The sequence below is a fragment of the Providencia sp. PROV_01 genome, from assembly GCF_053098325.1.
In genome coordinates, this window is sequence record NZ_JBRFKD010000002.1 from 3521849 (window position 1) to 3539705 (window position 17857).

Here is a 17857-nt window from a genome sequence, read left to right on the forward strand (position 1 = left end):
GTTGTTTCCCCCTTCATTATTTTAATTTCTGCGCGGTTTAATCTTGACAGAATTCGCCAATTTTCGCTTTCAAGATATCAATCGCTACACGGTTTTTCCCACCGCGAGGAACAATGATATCGGCATATTGCTTTGATGGCTCAATAAATTGCAAAAACATTGGGCGAACCGTTTTATTATATTGGTCAATAACGGAATCAAGCGTTCTGCCCCTTTCATTTACATCACGTTTAATACGGCGCATCAAGCAAATATCAAGTGGTGTATCAACAAAAATAGAAAAATCCATTTCACCACGTAAGCGTTTATCTGTTAATAACAAAATACCTTCAATGATAATGACTTTTTTAGGTTTGAACGTGATGGTTTTTTGTTTACGTGTATGAGCGACATAGTCGTATTGCGGAATTTCTACTGCTTGGCCACTTTTCAGTGATTTGAGATGTTCATAAAGCAAGCTGTGGTCCATCGAGTTAGGATGGTCATAATTTACTTTAAGGCGTTCTTCCATTGGGACATCGGCTTGGTCTTTGTAATAACAATCTTCTGGAATAACACCGATATTATGATCACCGACCTGTTCTCTTAACTCACGGTATAACGTGCTTGCAATTAAGCTTTTGCCAGATGCAGAGGCTCCCGATATACCTACAATGGTACAGTGATGCGCTATGTCAGTCATAAAATGATAACCTGGTTAAATATTTAGAAATGAGATACACAACAGAAAAATGTTATGTTGGCGGAATTATAGGGGGTAATGGCGTGTTGTTCCAGCATACCTCAACAAAGTTCGCTAAAAAAACACCCATTAGATAGGAAATGCCGTAAATCGGAGTGTACAAAATGTCATTTATACACTAAAACTGTTTTTTTCCTTCTAATACCGCAATGCGATTTTCAATCGAGGGGTGAGTTGAAAACACTGAATCGCCCTTATTAAAAATATAAGCGGCCTTACGGTAAGCTTGCCCTGTGGTACTGTTATCATATTCATGGGTTTCATGATTACCGGAGATTTTTTTCAACGCACTAATCATGGCTTGGTTATCTGCAGTCAAATCCACTGCCGCGGCGTCAGCCATATATTCACGAGTGCGAGATAAATAAAAATAGAGTATTTGGGTTATCCACGGCAAAACAAAATTTAGAACTAATAGGATCATTTGCGCTTTATTAGCGGCATTATTGCGGCTGCGCCCTGCTGTTCGGATAAAAATCTGACTAAATAAATTCGTTACCGTTAAAATCACGTTTGCCAAAATCCCCACATACAGGGTTAATTTTGAATCACCATGAATAATGTGCCCAACTTCATGAGCGAGAACGGCTTGAACTTCTTGCCGATTAAGCGTTTGCAACAAACCTCTGGTTACCCCCACAAGCGCATTACGGTTATTCCACCCTGCCGCAAAAGCATTCGGTTCATCCGTTTCTAAAATATATAAACGGGGAATATAACCTAAACTAGCACTTAAACTTAATTCTTCAATAATATTAAAAAGTTGTTTTTCTTGGGGGCTACTCGCATTTTCTTGGGTTATTTCTCTGGCATTCATCCCAGCTAACATCATTTTATGGCCTCTAAAATGAATATAAATCAACCCAAGAAAGGTTAAGCCTAAAACAATAAAAGTGGCGATAGGTAATTCATGAAGTGTCACAAACATCATCGCATTATCGACTAAGTCCAATTGCTCATTTGGGTGTGTTGCAATATCCGCCAATAAGCCAATAATTAGCATTAAAAAAATATAGCTCATCACCACTAAGCGTGTGCGAATATTATTTTTACGAATGACGTTTCTAAAATCCATAATGTGACCTGTTATCTACCACTCATATAATATCGGAACACCATAAGGCATTCCGATGATTGATAACTTCAAAGGTTAAGCGGTTTTTAATCAAAATTAATACGACGTGATTCCTCAGTCTTGATGGTTTCTTCATCAAGACGCCAATATTCCTTGGAAATTTTTAAGCTAGGAATAATGCCAACAATTAGTGCCGCAGGCATAGACGCAATATACGCATTATAAGTTTCTAATGAGCGGTTATAACCACGTTTAGCAAATGACAATTTATTTTCTGAAGAAACGATTTCTTCTTGTAAATTTGCCATAATTGCATCGGATTTTAGCTCAGGATAAGCTTCAACTGCGACATTAATCGCCCCACTGGTCACCATTTTTGATAATGCATCTTCGGCTTCGCGGGCTTTATCCCCTGTCGCATTTTGTGCTTGTGTCCGTAGTTCAGTAATTTTACTGAACACCTCGGTTTCATGACTTAAATATTTTTTAACTGTTGCCAATAAGCTATCAAATACTTTTCCACGACGGTCTAATTGAACTGAAATTTCTGTTTCACTCGAAATAACAGCTTCTCGCAACGCAACGATACGGTTATAAAAATAAATAACGATCAGCACCACGACAACAATAAAAATTAAAAATTTCATAGTCACCTTTTCGGATTACCCGTAGAAAGAAAACTGATTAAATAACAGATGCGGCTATTCTACGCGAACATGACTCAATAAAGAAATATTCCGCGAACAATTCAGAAAAATAGAAGGCTAAAACAAATGCGTTTAGTAGAGGAAAGTGTCGACAATAAATAAGGCTATTTAGTCATAAACTAAATAGCCTTTTTATTCTATGGCCGATTAAACTGCACGGAAAGAAATTTCTGTTGGGATTTTATCCCCTTCCCAATACATCAAAGCAGAAATTCCTGAAGCAATTTCGCGGTAGATATCGGCAAATTCGCCTTCTGGATCACGCATAACAGTAGGCTGGCCACGGTCAAGGTCTTCACGTAAAGAAATATGCAGAGGAACCTGTCCCAATAATTTAGTATGGTATTTTTCTGCTAATTTCTCAGCACCACCGGTACCAAAAATCGGCTCTACATGCCCACAATTGCTGCAAATATGTGCGCTCATGTTTTCAACCACACCCAGTACTGGGACATTGACTTTCTTAAACATCACAATACCTTTCATGGCATCAACCAAGGCGATATCTTGTGGTGTTGTCACTACCACTGCCCCAGTGACAGGGATATTTTGAGAAAGTGTTAATTGGATATCTCCCGTTCCCGGTGGCATATCGATAACTAAGTAATCCAAATCCGGCCATAGCGTGTCTTGCAGCATCTGCATTAATGCTTTGCTTGCCATTGGACCACGCCAAACCATGGCGTTGTCATCCGTCACTAAGTAACCGATTGAGTTTGTTGCCAAGCCATACGCCATAATCGGGGCCATATGCTGACCATCTGGAGAGGTTGGGCGCTCTAATGTTGTGCCTAACATATTTGGAATTGATGGGCCGTAAATGTCCGCATCAAGGATCCCCACTTTCGCCCCTTCTTGTGCCAGAGCGAGCGCTAAGTTCACAGAAGTGCTTGATTTACCAACGCCACCTTTACCCGAACTGACGGCTAAGATATTACGAACACCATTAATACCCGGCAAATCATTTGCACGTTTTAATGTCGTGATGTCATGACGCAGTTTCCATTCAACAGCATGAGCGCCTGTTTGTTGCTTCAATTCAGCGGTCTTTTCGCTAATTAAAGTTTGAAACGGCCCTTTCCAAACGAATGGCATAACTAATTCGACATGCAGCACGTTGTCCAACATTGCGCAATGATGTAACGCTTTGATAGAAATCAAATTACGTTGCAGTGTTGGGTGTGTAAATGAAGCCAAAACTTTGGAGACTTGTTCAGTCAGCAGTTCTGGTTTGTTCTGCTCGGGGGATTTATCGTTCATCCCGGCTCCTTTATTTATATTTTTGAACTAGGTACATCCTGAATAATAAGCTACATAAAATTAAACAGATATACTTTGACTGAGATTAATCATAACAGAGAACACAAAAAATAGTGATTACCCCGCATAGTAAAAACCACAAAGAGGTAAAAATTTCTTTTTCGAACAAATTGCCAATTAATATTTTATACCCCTAGCAGCGATGGTTTTGATCGGTTAACATCAAAGACCCTTTTCAAATAATGGAAGTAAGAAAGTTACTATGTCTCAAGTCGCGAATAAATTACTGGTAACCTGTGCGTTACCCTATGCTAACGGTTCAATCCATCTTGGTCATATCCTGGAACATATTCAGGCTGATATTTGGGTCCGTTATCAGCGAATGCGCGGCAAAGAGGTTCACTTTATCTGTGCCGATGACGCGCACGGAACTCCAATCATGCTTAAAGCTCAACAACTTGGCGTAACGCCAGAAGAGATGATTGCGGCAGTGAACCAAGAGCATCAGAACGATTTTGCTGGTTTCGCCATTAGTTATGACAACTATCACTCCACACACAGTGAAGAAAACAAAGTCTTATCAGAGCTAATTTACGGGAAACTGAAAAATAACGGTTTTATTAAAAACCGCACTATCTCACAGCTTTTCGACCCAGAAAAAGGCATGTTCTTACCAGATCGCTTCGTTAAAGGCACTTGTCCAAAATGTAAAGCCGAAGACCAATATGGTGATAACTGTGAAGTCTGTAGCGCAACCTATAGCCCAACAGAGCTGATTAACCCACGTTCAGTGATTTCTGGCGCTACACCTGTCATGCGTGATTCAGAACACTTTTTCTTTGATCTTCCTGCATTTAGCGACATGCTTCAAGCGTGGACTCGCTCTGGCGCATTACAAGAACAAGTCGCCAACAAAATGCAAGAATGGTTCGAATCCGGCCTACAACAATGGGATATTACCCGTGATGCGCCTTATTTCGGTTTTGAAATTCCAGATGCACCGGGTAAATATTTCTATGTCTGGTTAGATGCCCCTATCGGTTACATGGGCTCCTTTAAAAACCTGTGTGACAAACGCGGTGATCTCGACTTTGACGAGTTTTGGAATAAAGATTCAAAAACCGATCTTTACCATTTCATTGGTAAAGATATCGTCTATTTCCACAGCCTGTTCTGGCCTGCCATGTTAGAAGGTAGCCAGTATCGTAAACCAACAAACCTGTTTGTTCATGGTTATGTCACGGTTAATGGGGCAAAAATGTCGAAGTCGCGCGGTACATTTATTACTGCCCGCTCTTACTTAGATCACCTAGATGCCGACTGCTTGCGCTATTACTATGCAGCAAAACTGTCTTCGCGTATTGATGACATCGATTTTAATTTGGAAGATTTCGTCCAGCGCGTCAACAGCGACATCGTCAATAAAGTGGTTAACTTGGCATCACGTAATGCGGGCTTTATTGCTAAACGCTTTGGCGGTCAATTATCAGCAAACCTTGCTGAGCCAGAGTTATACCAACAATTTGTTGATGCCGCTAAAGTTATCGGTGAGGATTATAACAACCGTGAATATAACAAAGCGATCCGTGAAATCATGGCATTAGCCGATATCGCAAACCGCTATGTTGATGAAAAAGCCCCTTGGGTTGTGGCAAAACAAGAAGGTAAAGATCAAGAGCTGCAAGATATTTGCTCGATGGGCATCAATTTGTTCCGCGTTCTGATGACTTACCTGAAACCTGTTTTACCAGGGCTCACTAAGCGTGCTGAAGCTTTCTTAAATAGTCAATTATCATGGGATGCGATTAACACCCCATTATTGAACCACAGCGTCGCACCATTTAAGGCATTGTTTAACCGCATTGAAATGGCAAAAGTGGATGCAATGGTCGAAGCCTCAAAAGAGAGTATCAAACCCGTTCAGCAACTTACGGGGCCGCTAGCCGATGACCCAATTCAAGATACCATCACCTTTGATGACTTTGCGAAAATTGACCTGCGAATTGCATTAATCAAGCAAGCTGATTTTGTTGAAGGCTCAGACAAGCTACTGAAATTACAATTAGATATTGGCGGTGAAACTCGCCAAGTATTTTCTGGTATTCGCTCCGCTTACCCAGACCCTAAAGCTTTAGAAGGCCGTTTAACCGTGATGGTTGCCAACCTCGCACCCCGTAAAATGCGTTTTGGTATTTCTGAAGGTATGGTAATGGCTGCTGGCCCTGGCGGTAAAGATATCTTCTTACTCAGCCCAGACAGTGGTGCACAACCCGGTATGCAAGTTAAATAACCCATACTTGCTCTAGTCTGTTATTCATTAAAAGTGGGAAGCTAAATACTTCCCACTTTTTTATTGGCTTTTTATTGTGATCGGTAGCACAATAATAAAGTTAATTGTATGATGAATAGATATTACATTACAGGACCAGTCTCATGTCATTTAAACAGGTACTGATAACGGGATGGCAATATTTGCGAGCTTTCGCAATACTTTACTTTTGCCTGATTATTGGAAACCTTATCTCAACACTACTTCCATTCTCCATCCCCGGCAGCATTGTCGGCATGTTAATTTTATTCATATTGCTTGCGTTACAAATTATCCCCGCGAAGTGGGCACAACCCGGTTGCAGCATTTTGTTGAAAAATATGACCATCCTGTTTGTTCCTATTGGTGTTGGCATAATGAATTACTATGAATTACTCAGCCAACAAATGGTTCCTATCATCGTTTCCTGTGTGGTTAGTACCTTAATCGTTATGGTCGTTGTCGCCATCAGTTCCAACTATATTCATAAGGAACGCCCTGTCGTTGGGGCTCAACCTGATGACGTTCCTTTACCCCCCGAAGACCCAATTTCTTCGGTCATTAATAATGATAAAACTAAGGGGAATGAATAATGTTAGAACATATTTGGTGGTCATTGCCGCTGACCATTGTGGTGTTTTATTTGGCTCGTAAGCTGTCGACCACATTTAAGTTACCGATTTTAAACCCACTATTAATTACTATTGCGGTATTGATTGCACTACTAGTGATCACGAATACCTCTTATGAGCACTATTTTGCAGGTAGCAAAATACTCAATGATTTACTACAGCCTGCAGTCGTCGCGCTCGCTTTTCCACTTTACGAACAAATGCACCAAATTCGAGCCCAGTGGAAATCTTTATTAAGCATTTGTTTTGCAGGTAGTTTAGTGGCCATGTTTAGCGGTGCCGCCATCGCGTTATGGTTGGGGGCAACCCCTGATATCGCGGGTTCTATTTTGCCTAAATCGGTTACTACCCCTATCGCGATGGCTGTTGCTGATTCGGTTGGTGGGATCCCTGCGATTAGTGCCGCCTGCGTGTTATTTGTTGGGATCTTAGGCGCCATGTTTGGCCATAGCTTATTTGATGTGCTGCGTGTACGAACCCACGCATCAAGGGGACTCGCGATGGGAACCGCTTCCCACGCCCTAGGCACTGCCCGCTGTGCCGAAGTGAATTACATTGAAGGTGCTTACAGTTCCCTTGCATTGATGACCTGTGGGGTTATCACCTCACTTATAGCCCCGTTTATCTTTCCTGTTATTTTACATCTTTTTAGCTAAGCTTAATTCACTAAGCCAATATCCAAGCAAATGAGTAAGAGGAATTTATTAGCCTCTTACTCACTAACACACGGAGAAAACATGAGATATATCTCTCAATTAAAGAATTTGTTTCATATGTTTCATTTAAAATGGTGACTTAAGTCACATATTGTTGAGCGCATTATTGAATAGAATAAAAATAATTAATTAGGGAGGTAACACATGCATTCACGATTTAAGGCCGCTTGGGCCGAACTTCCAGAAAAGTTACAGTCGGTACTTAGACCAATCATTGATAATTCTGATTTCCGAGGTATGTTAACAGCGGAACAAGTCAAACAGATTAAAGCTGAAGCAGGTGTAAGCGACGCTGAATTAGCCTTTGCGTTGTTGCCTTTCGCTGCGGCTTATGCAATTACTCCAATCTCCCATTTTCACGTTGGTGCAATCGCTTGCGGCGCAAGTGGTAATTTATATTTCGGCGCCAATATGGAATTTAGCCATGTTTCAATGGGGCAAGTGATCCATGCAGAACAGTGTGCAGTGACACACTCTTGGATGAAAGGTGAAACGCAGATTACCTCAATTACCGTGAATTACACACCTTGTGGGCACTGCCGCCAATTTATGAATGAATTGCGTGAAGGCGGTAAAATTATGGTGAATTTACCGGGCCGCACACCCGCAGTACTACACCACTATTTACCCGACTCATTTGGGCCGTCTGACCTCAATATTACTACTTTACTACTCGACCCTGTTGACCATGGCTATAAAAACCAAAGCCGTGACCGGTTATTAAGTGCAGCAATTGAGGCTGCAAACCAATCCCATGCACCTTATAGCCGATCCCATTCAGGAATTGCGTTACAATTAAAAGATGGCTCACTGTTTACCGGACGCTACGCAGAAAATGCCGCATTCAACCCAAGTTTACCACCACTGCAAGCCGCTTTAATTATGATTAACCTTGCAGGTAAAGATATTCACGCCATCGACCAAGCTAAGTTTGTTGAAAAACAAGATGCGATTATCAAACATTGGTGTGTGACCGAAAATACATTACAGGCACTAGGTTGCCAAAATATTGAATTAGCTTATTTGGATTAATTTGATATTGATTTAAAAGTAACGGTTATTGCTGGGAGCTTGAATAAATAGCAATAACCGTATAGTTGTTATTAGAACTTTAATCTTGTTCACAAAACTATTTACCTGCAAAGTGGCCATCCATAATAGGACTCACTAGTTTTGATTAATATATGCCCTAGTAAGTAAATTCATTAAACAATTTTTCTGTTTCATTTATCGTGTCTTCTAATGTAATAACTAAAGGGATCTTTCGCATTTTTTCTAGCCAAGCTTGGCTTTGTTGCTGTTTTATCGATACAGATTGCGCGGCTTCTTCTTTCATGTCTAGCCAAATGCTAGCAAATAACGCTGATTCACCATTAAGTGATTTATTAGAAAAGCTATTTAATAGTTTCCCTATAATTTTATTCTTTTTACCTATAGATAATACTTCAAATACATCTTTAAACAACCAACCTTCATAAGGAATCCCTGAATTTAACATCGCTTCTTTTTTTATTTTAATAAATTCTTGATGTGTAATATCACCAATTGGGATGTTATCACTTTCTTTGCGATTTTTCATAATTCGTCCATATGCTAATTTGACTTCTTTTTGATACCGACTCCGTTTTTCACTGGTGAATGACTCACCCCGTGCCTTCATATGATTATTTAAAAACTCTTTTTCTAGATAAATAAAAATACTGAAATATTTATCACTTGAATCATTTATCTTTTGAGGGTTATATTTTTCATTAAAAGAGTAACCTTTATTTATGAGAATTAAACATGATAAAATTATAAAAATTAATTTAGAAATAATAAATTTAGAAACCATCATTAGAACTCCTTTTATTCTTATTAAAATTCATTGAATTATTAATCATTTCTTCAAACATAAAGTCTAATTCTTTTTCTATATTTTTAACTAAAGTAATCCGCCTCATTTTCTCCAGCCATCTTTTGCTTTTAATTTGCTTGTCTGATGGTGGTTTGGAAGCTTCTCTTACCATTGCATACCAAAGCATCATGAATAATTTAGCTTCCTTCGCAGGATCGTTGTTATTCATCACAAAAACGAACTGTTGCCATAGTGCCTCTCGGTTTCTCTCATTAATAATATCTAAAACATCTGCTAAAATCCAAGCATGATAAGACATTCCCATTTCATTTAAATTCTCACGATAAAAATCCATTGCCTGTTCATGGCTTAATTTTTTAATAAATGCTTCTTTTGGATACTTTAAAAATTCTAACATTGGGTTATTATCTTTTCCCCCCTTGAAAATAACTAATTTTTTTCTATCAAATATTAAATCCTTAGATTCAGAAAAGTATAACATCTGTAGCATAAAGAAAAGACGTGGCGTTTTAACACCTTTTTTTTCACAAAAATTAGTTGTATTTTTTTTATTATATTTTACATTATTTCCTTGAGGATTTTGGCAAGCACCGAGAAGAAAAACTGAAAGCACAACTATTAATTTATAATTCATATACATCCTTGTGATTCATAAAGTTAGAAACCAATAATCTTAAAAATAAATTATGTAAAAAACACATTGCCCACATAAAAAGAAACATCAGTAATCACCATTCGTTTACTAATAACTAAAATAATTTATTTTATTATAAGTAGACTTTTTAAATATTAATTAAAACTAAAAGATCCTCCAGAAGAATAACCACTATAACTAAATTCAGGTATACTTGGCATTGAGGGTATTGAGTATTTATCTTCAAATGAGTCCATTGAATTGTTCATTGATGACATATTGTCTCTTAACTGGCCAATCATATTTTCAAAATGATGGTTATTTCTTATGGTATCTGTAGGGAAGTCTTTAAATCCTGGCGTTCCCGGAAGAACAACACTCGGGCGTTCTAGATAATAATTTGTTGGTGTTTCATTATCCTTAAACCTATCAAGTAGGTTTGTTGTACGAGGTGCTAATTGTCTATTCGGTTCGGATTTTGGATAAGTGCTTTCCAATATCGATTTATCTACCATATTGTGTGGATACTTAATTGGAGGTGTTGACTTGTTGTTTATTGATGGCATATTTCCCCTTAAATCATCAATCATACGATCATAATGAGCAACATCTGGTTGATAATTAACTGATGGTGAATCAAATAAGCCTGTTTCTGGTAATATATAGTCAGGTCTTTCTAAATAATATTCAGACAATAGATTTTTATGTGTAAATTCCGTTTGGCCACGCCAATCTGTTTGTACTTGAAATGATTCTAAATGTTGTGAAGGATAATCCCAAAATGAAAAACGCTCTGTTCCTCTATCAATTAAAGGGTTTCCTGTATTATAAATAATTGTATTTATTCTATCCATATTATCTTCTTCTATATGAGATATAATATTTTGATAAGATTTCTTGGCTGTAACCACCACGCCATCTACTACATTATCAATATCCAGAACTCGTTTAGTCCAACTATGTATTTTAGGCTGCATATGCGCTGGAGCTTCATATAATGCTCTAAACATTATATCTTTAGTATTTATACTTAATAATATTTCACTTTCTATATCACCTACAGAATTTAAAGCTCTCTGCCAATAACTCTCTCTTTGTTCTCTAGGTAACACAAAAAATACAGGTTCTAAAGTCCATGCATCAGAAGGAAGATTATAATAAGAAAATACACTACTATGAAATAATTTAGCCTCTATGTGATTTATATCACCATAGATTACATCCTTTCCATCTTCAAATCTATTTTTTAGGGTTTGAACATAAGCTATTGCCATATCATAGCGAATACGCTCAATTATAAACTCATCTTGCACTCCAATATGCTCTAAAATAGCTTCATCTAAATAATTAAGCGCAAAAGCACCTGAAAGAGAATCACCTTTAACCACACTATTAGCTAATTTAGCATATCGGTCTCCTTTACTTTCCAAATATTCATACATCAACTTTGGTTCTTTGGTTACGTATAAAATTTTAATTGCATTAGAAACATCACTACGAGTTAACTTTAAATCACCCTTTCTAATTTCTTGAGTTCTCATATTATCTCCTAATTTTTAACATGGTCGAGTAAAAAAATGCGTATTTTTTCCCTCATTATATTGCTATTAGATAATTCTTTAGCATCAAAATAAAATTTAACCTTAGTTCCTATTTCTGGAATCAAAAAATATTGAAAACACTTATGATACTTCTCATCAATTGGTAACCATTCACACTCAATTAAAAAAATTACTTCATTATTAATTTCCTTCCAATAATATCCTTTTTTATTAAAATACATATCATCTTTATGACCAATACTTCTTCGTATTGTTACAGTCACTTCAGTAAAATAAAGATCCAACTCTTCATCATAATATAACTCCCCCTTTCTTTTGAGGTACCCCATATCTAAATACACGTGTTTTCTATAACTCAAATATTTTTCAGGGTTTCCTTTTAATGGTTCAGCATAAACTTCTATAATTTTAACATCATTACTTACCTCATTAGATGGTTTCAAATCAGACCAAGACATTCGCATTGGCAGCACTCTAAAATTAGCCTCACACCCTTTTTTATTTTCAATAAACCTTGGGTCAAAATAGCTATACCCTTCATATTCAGCAAATGGAAAAACATACTCGCTAGGAACTTCTATAATATTCTTATTAAACTGCCCACAGACAAAGCCGGGGCGGTTCTCGCCATTTACAATGCAGGAAAATAATAATAACGGTAGAATTAAACAAAAATATAATTTCATAATAATTGACACCTTAATACTTATATAACATTTAGTTTTCAAACTTATTTAAATGAAAACTATGATTTAGCAGAAGCTAATGTTTTACTCATACGTTCATACCATTTATTAATAATTATTTTCTGTTTTTTAGTGGCCTTCTTTTCCTTTTCTAACATCACTTTCATCAAGCTGTATATTACCGATAATTCATGGCCACGGTCTCCAGAAGCTGCCATAATTTTTTGCCAATAAAATTCTTTTTCTTTTTCATCTAATACAGAAAATACCACACCTAAAACCCAAGCTTCTTCGGGTATTTTATTACGTAACATGACCAGATAGTGTATTTCATCTGCTTCTTTATAAGTCATATCATGAGAGACTTTTTCACCTGTACTCTGTTTCTTCGCTTTTCGCTTCAATACTTGAAGCATTTCTAATGCATGGTCATAATTTATTTTGTCTATCAATGTGTTATTAATTGTTTTGTTTTTTTCTTTCATCACCAAATAAAAATAATCTGTTATAACTCGACCAAAAATTGATGAGCCATATTTGTTTTCATAGAAATAGCTGTCAATATTCCTTAGTGTTTCGATTGGGTTATAGTCTGCTCTTGAATGATTCATTCCTCCTAGAAATGCCATAATAAGTAATATATAAATACGCTTATTTCTTAACACCCCATTAATTAAATTCATAAAACTCCTTAGTGAAAAATGAAATATAAAATAAAATTCAACTTATATAAATTTAAAACTTGCAGCAATATATGATATTTAAAAATATAATTTAACTTTCAGTGAATCCGTTTTTTCTCTCTGTAACTGACTAAAAATAAGAAAAAACATGAAAAAATTGAACCCGCAGAAAAGCTAAACTAACGTTTGAAAACGTAAAAATAACGATGAGACATTCATTATTTGCCTAAGCGTGATCTACCTACCGTAATGCGTATGCCGTTATCGGCTTTCATTCCCTTTCGCGCATAAACTCCTTATCATATGCACAATATTTTTCAGTAAATTTTTTAACGCTTTTTTATCATTATTTACTGTACATATTTGCTGTTTAGCTTAGGATCTACCCTGACTTTGTTGATTAATCGTCCGAAGAGTGATATTTCATGGAACATGAGTACGAAACAAAACGCCCTCTCTATATACCCTACGCTGGCCCAATTTTGCTTGAATTCCCTTTGCTGAATAAAGGAAGCGCCTTCACCGAAGAAGAGCGTGCAAATTTTAACTTGCATGGTTTACTTCCTGAACAAGTAGAAACCATCGAAGAACAAGTTGAACGTGCCTACCGCCAATTAATTGATTTTAAATCAGATATTGATAAACACATTTATCTGCGAAATATTCAAGACACCAACGAAACCTTATTTTATCGCCTTATAGATGCTCACCTCACTGAAGTAATGCCTATTATCTATACCCCAACCGTGGGTGAAGCTTGTGAGCATTTCTCTGACATTTATCGTCGTGCACGTGGTTTATTTATTTCTTATCCAAATCGTGAATACATCGACGACATGCTACAAAACGCCACCAAACAAAATGTGAAAGTGATTGTTGTTACTGATGGCGAACGTATTTTAGGCCTTGGTGACCAAGGTATCGGTGGTATGGGCATCCCAATTGGGAAACTCTCTCTCTATACCGCGTGCGGGGGTATCAGCCCTGCTTATACCTTACCTATTGTTATTGACGTAGGAACCAACAACCCACAGCGTCTGAATGACCCTCTGTATATGGGATGGCGTCACCCACGTATTACGGGTGATGAATACAACGAGTTCCTTGATGAATTTGTTCAGGCAGTTAAACGCCGCTGGCCAAATGTATTATTACAATTTGAAGATTTCGCTCAGAAAAATGCGATGCCTTTATTAACCCGTTACCGTGATGAGCTATGCTGTTTCAATGATGATATTCAAGGCACCGCGTCAGTTGCATTAGGTAGTTTAATTGCCGCCAGCCATGCCGCAGGCAGTAAGCTAAGTGACCAACGCGTGACTTTCTTAGGTGCAGGCTCAGCGGGTTGCGGTATCGCAGAACAAATTATCGCTCAAATGAAATCTGAAGGGTTAAGCGACGAAGAAGCGCGTTCGCGCATTTATATGGTTGATCGTTTTGGTTTATTAACCGATAAACTGCCTAATTTACTCGATTTCCAAGCCAAATTAACCCAAAGCAGTGGAAATTTAACCGACTGGGATGTTAACAGTGACTCAATTTCACTGTTAGATGTCGTACGCAATGCCAAACCAACCATATTGATTGGTGTGTCTGGCCAAGCTGGGTTATTCACAGAAGAAATCATTAAAGAGATGCATAAGCACTGTGAACGCCCTATTGTGATGCCGTTATCTAACCCAACATCACGTGTTGAAGCTCGCCCTGAAGACATTATCAATTGGACTGATGGCAAGGCCTTAGTCGCAACAGGAAGTCCATTTAACCCAGTGTCTTACAAAGACCAAGTGTTCCCAATTGCACAATGTAACAACTCCTATATCTTCCCGGGTATTGGTCTTGGTGTGATTGCCTCTGGTGCTAAACGTGTCACTGATGGCATGTTAATGGCTGCCAGCCGTGCTCTCGCCAGCTGTTCGCCACTAGCCAAAAATGGCGAAGGTGCGCTATTGCCTTTACTGTCTGATATCCAAGATGTTTCACGCATTATTGCTAAACAAGTGGCAAAAGAAGCACAAGTTCAAGGTGTGGCAACGGTCACTTCGGATAGCGCGCTTGATGAAGCTATTGAACGCAATTTCTGGAAGCCTGAGTACCGTACCTATAAACGAACTTCGTTTTAATTTGTCATAATGACGTTGAAAGGAGCTCTTAGAGCTCCTGAGGTTGTTGACAAAGCGGGATAAAAGCGTGGTTTTTCCCGCTTTGTGTTATCAGCCGAAAATCAATAAATTGATTTTCCTAATTTATTTTCAAAACCTATCAGACTTGCTGCTCTTTAGAGCTCTTTTTTTGTTTTTTATGACCCCTACAAAATGATATCTGCATTCTCAGATAATGATAAATTGCGCTAAACAAATCACTTATTTAAGATAACGGCCATGACTGATTAATAGGACATTTACATGACTGGCGACCTCAATACTGCTATTCCACAGAAACCTAAGTTTTCCCTATGGGCAATAGCCCTAACGCTTTTTATTGCAGTGCTGAATATTGTTGTTTATTTTTACCAGCTCAATTATGCCGCCCCACTCGATTCCCAAGAAAATAACTTATTGTTATTTGGTGCCAATGTTTACCAACTTTCATTAACTGGGGATTGGTGGCGTTATCCAGTCAGTATGGTATTGCACTCAGGTGGTATGCACCTTGCTTTAAATACATTGGCCTTGTTTGTTATTGGGATTGAATGCGAACGCACCTATGGAAAATTTAGGATGCTCGCGATATACCTATTTTCAGGTATTGGTGCCGCATTTTTTAGTGCTTATTGGCAATATAGCGAAGCCATTAAGGAAGCAGCAAGCCGAGCATCAATGAATGCATGGAACAGTTTATATTTACCTGATAACACAGTGTATATTACTGTTGGCATTGGTGCATCTGGTGCCATTATGGGGTTAGCTGCGGCTTCTGTCATTGATTTATTAAAAAGAATTAATCACCCCAACCTTTCTCTTGAAGAACGCAACCAATTAAAACGCCCGCTATATAATATTATTGGGATGATTGCGTTAACTCTTATCAATGGTTTGCAGTCAGGTATTGACAACGCAGCTCATATTGGTGGCGCAATACTCGGTGCGGTTATCAGTGGCGCTTTTGTACTAGCTCCCCATGCAACAGCTCGAGCAAAACTGCTGTCTAGTGGCTTAATTGTACTTATAGCCGCCGCCTTACTCACTATTACACTCAGCCAGTTTTCTTCCTTACAAGACGAAGACCTAAACTATGAGCGCCAATTTATTTACCAAGAAATGACAAAAGAGCTTAATCAGCGATAAACGCACCGTTTTTAGTGAAGAGTCAGTCCTATTATTAACAACATCAATAATAGGACTCATGACCCTAGAAGGTGAATAAATTCATTGTCATCATTACTGCACTACAGGTAATTAATAACAATGTAATGTATTGAAAGGTGCGTTCAGATAAACGGATCAGTAAATATTTAGCCAGTGGCATCACAATCAATGCCCCTGCACACAATATCAGCGCCAATTTTAAATCCGTATAGCCATCTTGCGCATAAGCTAAAGCAGAGGAACCGGATAACACGGTTGTTACAAAAATCGATGTGCCAATTGCTTGCTTAATATTTAGTTGCATATAGCGCAATAACATAGGGAGAACAACCACCCCACCACCAACACCCGTTGCACCAAGTACAACACCCGCCAAGATAGCTGGCACAGCCATGGATTTTAGCTGGTCCCCTTTCGCCGTTTCTTGTTTGATGATCGAAACAAAAAACATTCGCTGAATAAATAAATAGAGCGAAAAAATAATGGCAGCAGCCACTAAGAGATTAATCCCCCACTCAACTTGTTTTTCATACCCCGGTAACCCCCCCAGCCATGTCACAAACAAACTAGAGAGAAAGGTGCTCGGTAACATAATCGCTAACACAATCATTGCCCCTTTAAAGGGAATATTGCCTAGTCGAAAATGCATATAAGAAGAAGAAACCTTCATTAACATCGAAAGAAAATTGGCAGTGGCTACTGCCGCTAATGCATTTAGCCCAAAAAAATAGGTCAGTATCGGTAATACAATCACACCACCACCGACACCCGTTGTGCTAATAATCAGCCCAATCAGTGCACCTATCGCTAACTCCGTTACAATCATTAACTCTTGCCTTGTATCAGTGCTCGTCGCCCTTTTTGTAATGCTTCATTTGCATCACTATCTGCTAACGTGAGGTATTTAAAAAATAATGTATCGAAAGTAATCATCTGTAACACTTGGGGGGTAATGATGCCTAATTGGGAGTGTTGCTCATCATAAAAATAAGGCAAGGCGAAGTCCGCTAACTTCATCGCTTCATCTTGGCCAAAACGCGTCAGTGCGACTGTCGGGCATCCGGTTTCTTTTGCAGAACGAAGCATGCTATTGATTTCTTGAGTATTTCCGCGTGCCGTTACCGCAATAGCAAGGTCTTCTGGCCCCAAATTTGCCGAGTAACTTAGCTGAACATGCAAATCATAACTAAACAGTGCATGTTTATTAATGCGAATTAATTTATGGAAAATATCACTGGCAACAATAGCTGAAGACCCGACACCAAACAGCACAATACGTTTGGCCTGGTACATTTTTTGCGCAATCGTATCCACAACTGGTGGTTCAAGCAGATCCAGTGATTTTTCAATAGCCGAAATAAACATGTGCCCCGTTTTAGCGATAATCTGAGAAGTATCATCGTGGCGACTCAGATTACCGTATAGGCTTTCGGCTTTGTGTTGTTTCTCATCCGACAAATAATCGACTTTAAATTCAGGATAGCCACGGTACCCCATTTGACGTGAAAAGCGGATAACAGATGCACTACTTACCCCAGCCGCCTGCGCCAACTCCGCTGCATTCATCGCGATAAGACTTTCGCGGTTATCCAGCAAAAAGGTGGCAATACGTTGTTCTGTGCCTTTACCGCGTGTCTGCAAGCTTTCCAGTTTTACCGTCAGTGTCGACATGGCTTTTCCTTCTAA

General features: G+C 38.4%; 17 protein-coding genes. 6 read left to right on the forward strand and 11 right to left on the reverse strand.

The window, feature by feature from the left end:
• Positions 1-37: 37 nt before the first annotated feature.
• From udk to apbC, 4 genes are all read right to left on the reverse strand, one after another.
• Positions 38-682 carry a uridine kinase gene (gene udk / locus ACU696_RS17145; protein WP_004256495.1) on the reverse strand — a complete coding sequence of 215 codons (645 nt, stop codon included), beginning with the start codon at positions 680-682 and terminating at the stop codon, positions 38-40.
• Positions 683-860: 178 nt separating this feature from the next.
• Complete coding sequence (gene htpX / locus ACU696_RS17150) at positions 861-1817, reverse strand: zinc metalloprotease HtpX (RefSeq protein WP_117162169.1); 957 nt, start codon at positions 1815-1817, stop codon at positions 861-863.
• Between the two features lie 86 nt (positions 1818-1903).
• Positions 1904-2464, reverse strand: a complete 561-nt coding sequence (locus ACU696_RS17155; RefSeq protein WP_004909264.1) for a LemA family protein — start codon at positions 2462-2464, stop codon at positions 1904-1906.
• 207 nt (positions 2465-2671) lie between these two features.
• A complete protein-coding gene (gene apbC, locus ACU696_RS17160; protein WP_004256506.1) occupies positions 2672-3784 on the reverse strand; it encodes an iron-sulfur cluster carrier protein ApbC in 1113 nt (370 codons plus the stop codon).
• Between the two features lie 262 nt (positions 3785-4046).
• Here apbC and metG point away from each other — a divergent pair, with 262 nt between their 5' ends.
• The 4 genes from metG to cdd all read left to right on the forward strand — a co-directional run bounded on the left by metG (position 4047) and on the right by cdd (position 8472).
• A complete protein-coding gene (gene metG, locus ACU696_RS17165) occupies positions 4047-6074 on the forward strand; it encodes a methionine--tRNA ligase (protein WP_447343205.1) in 2028 nt (675 codons plus the stop codon).
• Positions 6075-6217: 143 nt separating this feature from the next.
• On the forward strand, positions 6218-6685 hold the full coding sequence (locus ACU696_RS17170; RefSeq protein ID WP_198635345.1) for a CidA/LrgA family protein: 468 nt from the start codon (positions 6218-6220) through the stop codon (positions 6683-6685).
• Complete coding sequence (locus tag ACU696_RS17175; protein ID WP_004256514.1) at positions 6685-7380, forward strand: CidB/LrgB family autolysis modulator; 696 nt, start codon at positions 6685-6687, stop codon at positions 7378-7380. The genes ACU696_RS17170 and ACU696_RS17175 overlap by 1 nt, the downstream gene beginning before the upstream one ends.
• 204 nt (positions 7381-7584) lie before the next feature.
• Positions 7585-8472, forward strand: coding sequence for a cytidine deaminase (gene cdd, locus ACU696_RS17180; protein ID WP_110731803.1), 888 nt, complete (start codon positions 7585-7587; stop codon positions 8470-8472).
• A 157-nt stretch (positions 8473-8629) separates the two neighbouring features.
• Here cdd and ACU696_RS17185 read toward each other — a convergent pair whose 3' ends face one another.
• The 5 genes from ACU696_RS17185 to ACU696_RS17205 form a co-directional block, all read right to left on the reverse strand.
• Positions 8630-9277: a hypothetical protein gene (locus tag ACU696_RS17185; protein WP_196723759.1), complete on the reverse strand. Its 648-nt coding sequence runs from the start codon at positions 9275-9277 to the stop codon at positions 8630-8632.
• Positions 9264-9932, reverse strand: a complete 669-nt coding sequence (locus ACU696_RS17190) for a hypothetical protein (protein WP_109910992.1) — start codon at positions 9930-9932, stop codon at positions 9264-9266. The genes ACU696_RS17185 and ACU696_RS17190 overlap by 14 nt, the downstream gene beginning before the upstream one ends.
• A gap of 155 nt (positions 9933-10087) precedes the next feature.
• Positions 10088-11473 carry a serine protease gene (locus tag ACU696_RS17195; protein ID WP_109910991.1) on the reverse strand — a complete coding sequence of 462 codons (1386 nt, stop codon included), beginning with the start codon at positions 11471-11473 and terminating at the stop codon, positions 10088-10090.
• An 8-nt stretch (positions 11474-11481) separates the two neighbouring features.
• The gene (locus tag ACU696_RS17200; RefSeq protein ID WP_196723760.1) at positions 11482-12180 is read right to left on the reverse strand and encodes a hypothetical protein; all 699 of its coding nucleotides are present in this window, start codon (positions 12178-12180) and stop codon (positions 11482-11484) included.
• A gap of 59 nt (positions 12181-12239) precedes the next feature.
• Positions 12240-12863 carry a hypothetical protein gene (locus ACU696_RS17205; RefSeq protein WP_004909242.1) on the reverse strand — a complete coding sequence of 208 codons (624 nt, stop codon included), beginning with the start codon at positions 12861-12863 and terminating at the stop codon, positions 12240-12242.
• Positions 12864-13288: 425 nt separating this feature from the next.
• Here ACU696_RS17205 and ACU696_RS17210 point away from each other — a divergent pair, with 425 nt between their 5' ends.
• On the forward strand, positions 13289-14986 hold the full coding sequence (locus ACU696_RS17210) for an NAD-dependent malic enzyme (protein ID WP_109910989.1): 1698 nt from the start codon (positions 13289-13291) through the stop codon (positions 14984-14986).
• 282 nt (positions 14987-15268) lie between these two features.
• Positions 15269-16150, forward strand: coding sequence for a rhomboid family intramembrane serine protease (locus ACU696_RS17215; protein ID WP_110731802.1), 882 nt, complete (start codon positions 15269-15271; stop codon positions 16148-16150).
• Positions 16151-16214: 64 nt separating this feature from the next.
• On the opposite strand, the gene ACU696_RS17220 is transcribed toward ACU696_RS17215, so the two are convergent.
• Both ACU696_RS17220 and ACU696_RS17225 read right to left on the reverse strand, forming a co-directional pair.
• Positions 16215-16997, reverse strand: a complete 783-nt coding sequence (locus ACU696_RS17220; RefSeq protein ID WP_004909234.1) for a sulfite exporter TauE/SafE family protein — start codon at positions 16995-16997, stop codon at positions 16215-16217.
• Positions 16997-17842 carry a MurR/RpiR family transcriptional regulator gene (locus tag ACU696_RS17225; RefSeq protein WP_004909230.1) on the reverse strand — a complete coding sequence of 282 codons (846 nt, stop codon included), beginning with the start codon at positions 17840-17842 and terminating at the stop codon, positions 16997-16999. Before ACU696_RS17225 ends, ACU696_RS17220 begins: the two co-directional genes overlap by 1 nt.
• Positions 17843-17857: the final 15 nt, after the last annotated feature.

Bases quoted from the DNA above. Each gene is read 5' to 3' on its own strand.
- udk (WP_004256495.1), bottom strand. From the start codon at position 682: ATGACTGACATAGCGCATCACTGTACCATTGTAGGTATATCGGGAGCC.
- htpX (WP_117162169.1), bottom strand. From the start codon at position 1,817: ATGGATTTTAGAAACGTCATTCGTAAAAATAATATTCGCACACGCTTA.
- ACU696_RS17155 (WP_004909264.1), bottom strand. From the start codon at position 2,464: ATGAAATTTTTAATTTTTATTGTTGTCGTGGTGCTGATCGTTATTTAT.
- apbC (WP_004256506.1), bottom strand. From the start codon at position 3,784: ATGAACGATAAATCCCCCGAGCAGAACAAACCAGAACTGCTGACTGAA.
- metG (WP_447343205.1), top strand. From the start codon at position 4,047: ATGTCTCAAGTCGCGAATAAATTACTGGTAACCTGTGCGTTACCCTAT.
- ACU696_RS17170 (WP_198635345.1), top strand. From the start codon at position 6,218: ATGTCATTTAAACAGGTACTGATAACGGGATGGCAATATTTGCGAGCT.
- ACU696_RS17175 (WP_004256514.1), top strand. From the start codon at position 6,685: ATGTTAGAACATATTTGGTGGTCATTGCCGCTGACCATTGTGGTGTTT.
- cdd (WP_110731803.1), top strand. From the start codon at position 7,585: ATGCATTCACGATTTAAGGCCGCTTGGGCCGAACTTCCAGAAAAGTTA.
- ACU696_RS17185 (WP_196723759.1), bottom strand. From the start codon at position 9,277: ATGATGGTTTCTAAATTTATTATTTCTAAATTAATTTTTATAATTTTA.
- ACU696_RS17190 (WP_109910992.1), bottom strand. From the start codon at position 9,932: ATGAATTATAAATTAATAGTTGTGCTTTCAGTTTTTCTTCTCGGTGCT.
- ACU696_RS17195 (WP_109910991.1), bottom strand. From the start codon at position 11,473: ATGAGAACTCAAGAAATTAGAAAGGGTGATTTAAAGTTAACTCGTAGT.
- ACU696_RS17200 (WP_196723760.1), bottom strand. From the start codon at position 12,180: ATGAAATTATATTTTTGTTTAATTCTACCGTTATTATTATTTTCCTGC.
- ACU696_RS17205 (WP_004909242.1), bottom strand. From the start codon at position 12,863: ATGAATTTAATTAATGGGGTGTTAAGAAATAAGCGTATTTATATATTA.
- ACU696_RS17210 (WP_109910989.1), top strand. From the start codon at position 13,289: ATGGAACATGAGTACGAAACAAAACGCCCTCTCTATATACCCTACGCT.
- ACU696_RS17215 (WP_110731802.1), top strand. From the start codon at position 15,269: ATGACTGGCGACCTCAATACTGCTATTCCACAGAAACCTAAGTTTTCC.
- ACU696_RS17220 (WP_004909234.1), bottom strand. From the start codon at position 16,997: ATGATTGTAACGGAGTTAGCGATAGGTGCACTGATTGGGCTGATTATT.
- ACU696_RS17225 (WP_004909230.1), bottom strand. From the start codon at position 17,842: ATGTCGACACTGACGGTAAAACTGGAAAGCTTGCAGACACGCGGTAAA.